The sequence below is a fragment of the Halogeometricum sp. CBA1124 genome, from assembly GCF_009741955.1.
GTDB lineage: Archaea > Halobacteriota > Halobacteria > Halobacteriales > Haloferacaceae > Halogeometricum > Halogeometricum rufum.
Genome location: NZ_WPCD01000166.1, coordinates 1 through 8,364 on the forward strand (window position 1 = coordinate 1; position 8,364 = coordinate 8,364).

General features: G+C 65.9%; 9 protein-coding genes and 4 pseudogenes. 1 reads left to right on the forward strand and 12 read right to left on the reverse strand.

Going from position 1 to position 8,364, the window contains the following annotated elements; all coding sequences use genetic code 11:
* Positions 1-36: 36 nt before the first annotated feature.
* Positions 37-90, forward strand: a pseudogene (locus tag GJ632_RS26025) (hypothetical protein); the annotation flags it as partial.
* Positions 91-243: 153 nt separating this feature from the next.
* On the opposite strand, the pseudogene GJ632_RS16425 reads toward GJ632_RS26025, so the two are convergent.
* From GJ632_RS16425 to GJ632_RS16480, 12 genes and pseudogenes are all read right to left on the reverse strand, one after another.
* Positions 244-1,215 (reverse strand): annotated as a pseudogene (locus GJ632_RS16425) (serine hydrolase domain-containing protein); the annotation flags it as partial.
* Between the two features lie 280 nt (positions 1,216-1,495).
* On the reverse strand, positions 1,496-2,152 hold the full coding sequence (locus tag GJ632_RS16430) for a DUF998 domain-containing protein (RefSeq protein ID WP_191453520.1): 657 nt from the start codon (positions 2,150-2,152) through the stop codon (positions 1,496-1,498).
* A gap of 116 nt (positions 2,153-2,268) precedes the next feature.
* Complete coding sequence (locus tag GJ632_RS16435) at positions 2,269-2,496, reverse strand: hypothetical protein (RefSeq protein ID WP_191453521.1); 228 nt, start codon at positions 2,494-2,496, stop codon at positions 2,269-2,271.
* 87 nt (positions 2,497-2,583) lie between these two features.
* Positions 2,584-4,048 (reverse strand): annotated as a pseudogene (secY, locus tag GJ632_RS16440) (preprotein translocase subunit SecY).
* A gap of 3 nt (positions 4,049-4,051) precedes the next feature.
* Entirely contained in the window at positions 4,052-4,555 is a 504-nt protein-coding gene (locus GJ632_RS16445; RefSeq protein WP_089808313.1) for an uL15m family ribosomal protein, read from the reverse strand.
* Positions 4,552-5,016 carry a 50S ribosomal protein L30 gene (gene rpmD, locus GJ632_RS16450; RefSeq protein ID WP_089808311.1) on the reverse strand — a complete coding sequence of 155 codons (465 nt, stop codon included), beginning with the start codon at positions 5,014-5,016 and terminating at the stop codon, positions 4,552-4,554. Before rpmD ends, GJ632_RS16445 begins: the two co-directional genes overlap by 4 nt.
* Positions 5,016-5,663, reverse strand: coding sequence for a 30S ribosomal protein S5 (locus tag GJ632_RS16455; RefSeq protein ID WP_089808309.1), 648 nt, complete (start codon positions 5,661-5,663; stop codon positions 5,016-5,018). The genes rpmD and GJ632_RS16455 overlap by 1 nt, the downstream gene beginning before the upstream one ends.
* Positions 5,660-6,214, reverse strand: a complete 555-nt coding sequence (locus GJ632_RS16460) for a 50S ribosomal protein L18 (protein ID WP_089808307.1) — start codon at positions 6,212-6,214, stop codon at positions 5,660-5,662. The genes GJ632_RS16455 and GJ632_RS16460 overlap by 4 nt, the downstream gene beginning before the upstream one ends.
* Positions 6,214-6,669, reverse strand: a complete 456-nt coding sequence (locus GJ632_RS16465; protein ID WP_089808305.1) for a 50S ribosomal protein L19e — start codon at positions 6,667-6,669, stop codon at positions 6,214-6,216. Before GJ632_RS16465 ends, GJ632_RS16460 begins: the two co-directional genes overlap by 1 nt.
* Positions 6,666-7,373, reverse strand: a complete 708-nt coding sequence (locus GJ632_RS16470; RefSeq protein WP_089808303.1) for a 50S ribosomal protein L32e — start codon at positions 7,371-7,373, stop codon at positions 6,666-6,668. The genes GJ632_RS16465 and GJ632_RS16470 overlap by 4 nt, the downstream gene beginning before the upstream one ends.
* Positions 7,374-7,910 carry a 50S ribosomal protein L6 gene (locus tag GJ632_RS16475; RefSeq protein ID WP_191453522.1) on the reverse strand — a complete coding sequence of 179 codons (537 nt, stop codon included), beginning with the start codon at positions 7,908-7,910 and terminating at the stop codon, positions 7,374-7,376.
* A gap of 4 nt (positions 7,911-7,914) precedes the next feature.
* A pseudogene (locus GJ632_RS16480) lies at positions 7,915-8,240 on the reverse strand (30S ribosomal protein S8).
* Positions 8,241-8,364: the final 124 nt, after the last annotated feature.

An 8,364-nucleotide genomic window follows, 5' to 3' on the forward strand; every position in this document is an offset into this window, starting at 1 on the left:
CAAACCCCCGGACGGCTTCGCGCGGCGCGGTTCGAGATGGACAACGGAGACGTTGCCCTGTTTCTCTGGAACGACGCGTCGCCTACTGGATGGGGGAACACCGAGCGCCCCGAGACGCTCTGGCGGACGGACAAGAAGGGATGCGCCCCGTTCGCCGGCACCGTCCGGGGGTTCGACGACGGGTTCGTCCGAGCGCGGGTAGTATCGGTCCGTGAACGCCTGCAGGAGTTCGAACCGGGCGGGGGCCCCGCCGGGACTGTTGTAGACGACGAACAGGCCGGTGTCGCGCTCGGGGTACAGCGCGAGCAGGCTCTTGAAGCGGGGCGTGTCGCCCCAGTGACCGACGATGGTCTCGTCGTTGCGGTCCATCTCGATGAACCCGTACCCCATCCCGTTGAGTTCCGGGACCGACTCGGACTTCGTGAACTGTCGACGGTGCATCTCGCGGACCGTCTCCGGTTCGAGGATGCGCTCGGAGCCGTACGCGCCCTCGTTCAGGTGGGCGAGCGCGAACTGCCCCATGTCGGCCGCGGTCGTGCGGAGCGACCCGCCCTCGGGCGGAAGTGTCCATATCACGGGGTCGTGAGCCCGATACGCCCCGTTCTGGTAGGTGTATCCGACGGCACGTCGGGACTCCAACCGAGCGGGAAGCGGTTGGGCGTAGGTCGTGTCGTCCATCGCGAGCGGCGTGAAGATGCGGTCGTCGACCAGTTCGGTGAAACTCGCGTCGGACTGTTCGGCGAGCGCGTGTCCCGCCAGCGCCGTCCCGTAGTTCGAGTACGCGACGAACTGTCCCGGCGGCCTGACGCGCGCCGGCTGATGCTCGGCGAGAATTGCCTCCATCGAGCGTATCTCGCTGGGGTCGTCCGCGACCATCCCCGCGAAGGTGTCCTCGAAGCCCGCCGAGTGAGTCCCGAGGTGACGCAGCGTGACGGGGTCCTCGTACGTGTCCGGAACCGTGACCGCGGAGTCGGTCAGATAGTCGTCGACGTCGCGGTTGAGTTCGAGTCGCCCGTCCTCGACGCCCTGCATCACGGCCGTCCACGTCACGAGCTTCCCGGTCGAGCCGACGCTGAAAACCGTCTCGTCGGCGTCGACGGGTCGCCGCGATGCGAGGTCCGCGTAGCCGTAGCCCTTCGCGAGTACCACCTCGCCGTCGCTGAGGACGACGACGGCCGCACCCGGGATACGGTGCTCCTCCAACTGGCGCGCCATCGTCTCGTCGAGCCACGCCTCCGTCTCCGCCCGGTCGGACAGTTCGACCCGGTCGGTCGGAGCACCGGACGAACCGTCGGACTGAGCCGCTGCCGTACCGACCGGCGCGCTCACGAGTGCGAGGGTCACGAGGACGACGACGACGCTGTGGACGTATCGGTGGTGCACTAGTGGGCCTCTCTGTGCCCGTGTTTCAGTTCGGGTGGGACGGTCGACCCCGGCGGTCGGGGGAGTGGCCCCGGAACCGGCGACGACGACTCGCGAGTCGAGACGCCGTCGCTCATGCCGTCTCTCGGACGTCACTGGAATGCTCGCCCTTCTCGAGCAGAGAGCCGCCGAAGGCGACCATCCAGAGCATCACGGGGTAGACGATCATCCGCTCGGTCCCGCCGTGGCCGATGGGGCCGAACGCGGCGGCGTTCCCGCCGTCGCCGAGGGCCATCAGCACCACGAAGACGAGACCGAGTGCCCCCGCGAGGACGGCCAGCACCCGCATGACGCCGTCGAGGCGAGTCGCGCTCCCGATGGCCTGCACGTTGAAGAACACGAACGCGAGCAGCGCCGCGAGCCCGTGGAGGCCGCCGGTGTCGAGCGGGAAGAGGCCGGCGCCGACCGCACCGACGCCCGCCAGCGCGAAGATGGCCAGCAGCCAGCGCTTCCCGTGGGTGCGGTAGAAGAAGTACCCACCCAGGAGGTTGAGCACGCCGACGACGACCAGCGAGACGTTGAACAGGAGCGCCGTCTCCGGGAAGACGCCGAGGTCGCTGATGGCGGCCGCACCGAAGTCGTAGCCGGGGACCATCGCCGCCGCGAGCATGATGGCGGTCATGAACTGTGCAGCGAGTGCGAAGAAGCAGACACCCGCCAGTGTTCGGGGCGTGAACGTCACCCCCCGAATAGAGAACACCGATTCTGCCGTGGGTTGGAGTTGGCTCATCTGTCGTTCACCGTACGACTATTGGCTCGCCGAGGAGATAGCTCGAAACGCCCCTTCTCGGCGGGTGAGAACGAACGGTGGGTCGTTTCGAGCGACTTGGTGTGTCGCAGTGTCGTCTACCGCGTGACCGGCGTCGCTGACGAGGACGCCTCAGCTTTCGGTCTCGTCTCGACGCGTTCGGCGGCGAGGAGGACAGCTCCGCTGACGACAGTGCCGACCGAGTCGTTTCCGGTCGCCTCGGTCAGGCGTTCGCGAGAGTCGCCGAACCAGATGGCACCGCCGTGACGACGGTGACGCGTTCGAAGTTCGCCGTCGGCCGGCGCTTCGAGCGAACGAGCGCACATCTCTCCGTCGTCGTTCGAGGAATCGGACGGCAGACGCTCTCTCCGCGAGAGACTCGAAAAAATACCGGCGGTAGAGAACCGCGTTCGTCAGTTGTTGAACATCTGGCGCATCATCGGATGCATCTCCATCAACTGCTCTTCTGCGATCTCCTCGTACAGCTTGTACGTGATGGAGACCGTCAGCAGCAGTCCGGTTCCGGAGACGGAGCCGATGGTGCCGAGCATGTTCGCCATGACGGCGAGCAGTCCGACGAGTGCGCCGCCGATGACCGTCACCTGCGGGATGTACCGTTCCATCACCTTCTCGATGACCTGCGGGTTCCGTCGGAAGCCGGGAATCTGCATCCCGGAGTTCTGAATCTGCTTGGCGGTGGACTCGGGGCCCATCCCCGTCGTCTCCACCCAGAAGATGGCGAAGATTGCGCCACCGACGACCATGAACACGAGGTCGATGAGGACGCGCAGCAGAATCTGCGCGGGTTCCTGCGAGGTGAGCCCGAGGAACCACATCCAGTCGCCGCGCGACTGGATGGGTGCGAGGTAGTAGAACAGGCCACCGGTGACCTGCCCGTTGCTGTACGACCCCAGCCACCCCGGGAGGCCGGTCCAGTTGTTCAGGATGCGTCCGAGGAACTGGATGTTGGCCTGCAGGCGCGGACGAGGATCATCGGCAGGACGCTCGCGTAGATGAGCTTCACGGGGAAGCGGCCGCGGGCGCCCTTCACGCGGGCGTGCGACAGCGGAATCTCGACCCGGACGCTCTCCGCGTAGACGACGATGCCGAAGATGAGCAGCGTCGTGAACAGCGCGAGCAGTTGGCCCTGCCCGAGGAAGATGTCGGACAGGCCGCCCGGCGAGAGCGGCGACCCGATCTCGGTCGCCCCGGTCAGGATGCCGAACCACGTCGGGAAGAACCCGGACGTGCCGCCGAGACCCTGCCAGCTGAACAGCCCGGCGACGAGCTGCTGGCTGACGCCGGCGATGATGAACAGGCCCACACCGGACCCGACACCCCACTTGCTCACGATTTCGTCCATGAACAGGATGAGGACGCCGCCGACGAACATCTGCGCGAAGATGATGGTCTTCACGCCACCGACGCCGACGCCGAGCGACTGCGCGACCTGCTGGTCGGCGGGGAGGTACCCCCCGGCGAACACCATCGGGAGCCCGGTGAGACAGATCATCACGACCACCAGAAGCTTCTGCAGCCCCTGGTAGAGGATCTGGTCACGCGGGTCGTCGGTGTCGAGACCGAGCAGGTCGGCCCCGCCGAGCAGTTGCAGGACGATGCTCGCCGTGACGATGGGCCCGATGCCCAGCTGGAGTATCGACCCCTGCTGTCCGGCGAGGATGCTGCGGAACTGTCCGTAGAAGTCCCCGCTCGCGGTCTGCGTCTGCAGCCCGAACATCGTCACGTTCGTCAAGAAGAAATACATCACGAGGATGCCAGCGGTCCAGCCCAGCTTCCGGCGGAACGGGACGTGTCCCTCCGGACGGGCGACTGATGCATCCGCGTCAGCACCGGTTCAGCGGCCTCCTTCCATCCCATAGGTTACTCTTCGGAGCCTTCCTCGTCGTCCGTGTTATCTTCTTCGGCTTCGGCCTGCGCCTCTTCTCCGCGCTCGGAGAGTTCGGCGCTGCCGTCCGCTTCTTCGAGAAGTTCGACGGCCCCGGCGGTGAACGCGTCGGCGACGACGTGCAGTTCCTGACGGACCTGCCCGCCGCCGAGCACCTTCACCACGTCGGCGTCGTAGCCGTCCTCGGCCACGTCGCGCGCGTCGATGTGGTAGGCGTCGCCGTCCTTCTCGGCCACGTCGTCGGCCGCGAGGAGCGCGGCGTCCTCGTCGAGCTTCTGCACCTTCACTTCGACGACGGTGTCCTGCGCCGCTTCGGGACGCTTGAAGCCGTGTTTGCCGAGCGGTTCGTAGTTGTGGAACTCGTGTTTGTCGCGTCCCGCACGGCCGCGGCCGCCGCGGTGACCGGCACCGCGCCGGTTCTTGTGCGTGCCGCCGCCGTGGGTTCGGGACCCGCGCTGTCGTCGTTTCTTCGAGGTCATCGCATGTCCTCCAGGAGTTCGTCTATCTGGCCAGTCGAGTGCTTCCCGAGCTGACCGCCCTCTTTGGTGACGTGCTTCTGGCCCTTGTGACCGCCGCGCGGCGGGTGCAGGCGAAGCACCGGCGAGAGACCCTGCTCGCGCAGCGTCGTCTCCTCGTCGACGAGCGCCTCCGCGAGCGCGGTCACGTCGTCGTAGTCGGTGTTCTCCGCGAGCCAGTCGTCGTCGACCGTCTCGGAGCCCTCGGCGGGCTCCGCGCGGGACCGAAGGAGCGTCTCGACCACGTCGACGCTCGGTTCGCCGTGCGCGACGTAGTCGTTGACCTTCGTGAGCATCCCGCGGTAGGTGTCCGTCTCGGGGACGAACGCACAGTGGTTCACGCTGTGGATGTTGAGCATCTTCAGCGTGTCGTGCGTCGTCTGACTCATGTTCACGTCGCCGCGGAGCTGAACGACTGCCTGCATCAGTTACCCGCCTCCCGCTGCTTCTCGCGGGCGCGTCGCGGCGTCCGCGACTGCGACGCGTTCTTCAGCGCGTTGTACGTCGCCTTCGCGAGGTTGACCGTCGTCCGCGTGTTCCCGTTCGAGCGGGTCCACGCGTCCTGCACGCCGGCCAGTTCGAGGATGTTGCGGACGGTCTCTGCCGCCGCGAGTCCGAGGCCCTGCGGTGCGGGCATGATCTCGACCGTCACGGAGCCGGCCTTCCCTTCGGCCTTGCGCGTCAGGGAGTTCAGCCCGCCGGCGGAGTCTTCCCACGACCCGGAGCCGCGGTCCACCTTGATGATGTTCAGCTTCGCCACGTCGATGGCCTTCTGGATGGCCGAGCCGACCTGGTCGTCTCGGGCCTCGGCGTAGCCGAGGAACCCGTCGCGGTTCCCGATGGCGACGACACAGCGGAACTTCACACGCCGACCGGAGTCGGTCATGCGCTGCACCATGTTGATGTCGAGCACCTCGTCTTCGAGTCCGGGCAGCAGCTGGTCGACGATCTCCGCTTCCTTGAGCGGGAGACCCGTCTCCAGCGCCTGCTCCATCGAGGTGACGTCGCCGTCCTGTACCATTCGGCCGAGCCGCGTTCGCGGTTCCCAGCCGTTGCTGTTGCGTTGGCTCATGCGTCCTCCTGAAGTCGCTCGAGCACTTCGTCGAAGTGCTCAGGCAGGTTCGTGGCGTCGAAATCGCCGCTGTAGAGCGGCTCGTCGAGCTGCTCGGCGTACTCGGCGATGTGCTCGCCGCGGTTACGCGACCAGTCGGCCAGTACGTCTTCGTTGTGCGGGATTTCGAGGCCAGCGTCTATCGCTCCTTCCTGAACCGCGAACACCTTGTTGCCGGGCGTCGCCGTGTTCAGGCCGATGTCGAGGACGGCCTCGTCGAGGCCGGCTTCGACGGCGCGCTTCCCCGCGAGGTAGCCCGTCAGGTACGCGCTGGGGAGGTTGCCCGTGGGGGCTTCCCAGCCGTAGTCTGCGAGGTCCTCGGAGGAGGCGGCCGCGTGAGTGGTGTCTCCGTTCGGTCCGGGGGATATCAGCTGCGCCCTGACGTGCTGGTTGCTCACGCGAGCAACGAGCCGGGGTTTGCCCGATTTCAGCAGGCGCAACCTCTGGTGGTAATCCGTCCGAACCTCGCGGCGACGCCGCATCGGCACCTTGTAGCGTGGTCCTGTCGCCATTATTCTATCTCCACGTCGTAGTTGTTGTCGATGTACGCTTCGAGCCGGTCCACGCTGTCGAACTCGCCACCGGACGCCTTGTTGTACAGTTCGCGGTACTGCGTCGGCGTCAGCGGCCCGTCGTCGCGAAGCTCCTTCAGGCGACGACGCTGCGCGCGGATTCGGCTGATCCATTCGTCCTTCGAGCTCTTTCGACCGCCGGACTTCCCTTTGCGGGAGCCGGGACCCTTCCGGTGCCCGTAGGAACGCTTCTCGGCGCGTTCGCGGGCGCGGCCCTTCGAGTTACTCTTGGCGTCTTTGGTACGAATCGTACCGTCGTCCACGAGTTCGCGGATGTCTTCGCGCGTGATGGCTTCCGCGATGTCGGCCTGTGCCTCGGGGTCGAACCAGACGCGGCTCTTACCGACGTCGAGGACGTCGGCGGCCATGCGTCGCTGTGCTTTCAGGTCGGTCATTCGTCGTCCACCTCCACTTCGACGTAGGTGGGGTTGAGAACGCGAATCTCACGGTCCTCGGCCTCTTCCTCGATGCGCTCGCGCTTGCGTGCGCCGACCGAAGAGGCGATGCGGACGGCCTCGCTGTCGCCGTCGACGCCTTCGAGGTCGTCCACGTTGTGGACGTGGACTTCCTCGAAGCCGGACGGGTGCAGGCCGCGGGCGGCCTCGGGCGACCGGAAGCCGGCTTCGACTTTCGGCCCCTTGCCCTTGATGCCTCGTCGCTGCTTCGAGAGGTTCCCGCGCGGCTTGCGCCACGAGGTGGGCGTCCGCTTCTTCTTGTGGTAGTCCTGTCGGTTGAACTGCGGCTTGCCCTCGCGGAGTTTCTGCGTGAGGGCGCTCGCCGTCTCGTCGTCGAGTTCCGGGGTCTTGTCGGCGTGGCCGCGGGGACGGAGTTCCGTCTCGACGTCCTCCTCGGCCGCCTCCTCGTCCTCGGTCTCGTCTTCGACTTCGGCCTCGGTCTCCTCGGAGACTTCGAGGCCACCGACGTCGGCTTTGATGCGTGCCGCGAGGGCGTTCCCGATGCCGGAGACGTCCGCGAGTTCCGATTGACTCGCGGCCTTCACGTCTTCGACCGACTCGTAGCCCGCCTCGCGGAGTGCGTCGCCCTTCGAGGGGCCGACACCGCTGATGTCTTCCAGTTCCTGAATCTCTTCGTCGGACATTTAGGCACCTCCAGTCTGCGGCTTCTGCGTGATGTAGACGCCGTCTTGGAAGACGCGCGTGTCCTTGTCCTTCACGCGAGTGAGTTGTTCGATGTCGGCTGCGGTCTGCCCGACGTCCTCTTTGTTGGGGCCGGTCAGGACCAGTTCTTCGCCGTCGATCTGTACGTCCGTGTCGCCGCGGATCTTCGCGTGGCGCGGCGACTTCTCGCCGAGGAAGTTCTCGATAACGACCTCGTCACCCTGCACGTTCACCTGCATCGGGAAGTGGGCGTAGTAGACTTCCATCTTGTACTCCCATCCCTCGGTGACGCCGTAGAGCATGTTCTCCACGTGGCTCTCGAAGGTGCCGATGGTCGCGTTCGTCTTCGCGTCCGTCTCCTCGGACTCGATGACGACCTGTCCGTCTTCGACGGAGACGCTGATGTCGGGGTACCAGAGCGTCTTCGTGACGCTCCCGTTCGACCCTTCGACGGTCAGGTCGAGATTCTTGACCTCGGCAGAGACGTCGTCCGGTATGTCGATTTCTACTCGGTTCATTGTCTCAGTACACGTAGGCGATTACTTGGCCACCGATGCCCTGTTCGCGGGCGTCGTAGTGGCTCATGACGCCGTGACTCGTCGTGACGATGAGCGTCCCGTAGTCACGGGCCGGGAGGAATCGCTTCTCCCACTTTTCGAACTCGTCTGCGCCCGCGGAGTAGCGGGGCTTGAGACGCCACATTCGTTGATAGCGCCATTCAGTTCGACCTCGAACGTTCCGGCCTTGCCGTCTTCGACGAACTCGAAGCCGTCGATGTACTCGCGGTCGTAGAAGACCTCGAGCACGGAGCCGATGACGTTGGAGGCGGGCTGTATCTCGTGCGACAGATGCCCCACGCTCTCGGCGTTGTTCACGCCGGCGAGCGCGTTGGCGAGGGGGTCATTTCCTGCCATAGCTATCGATACTTCTTGAATCCCATGTCGCGGGCGACCTCGCGGAAGCACTGACGGC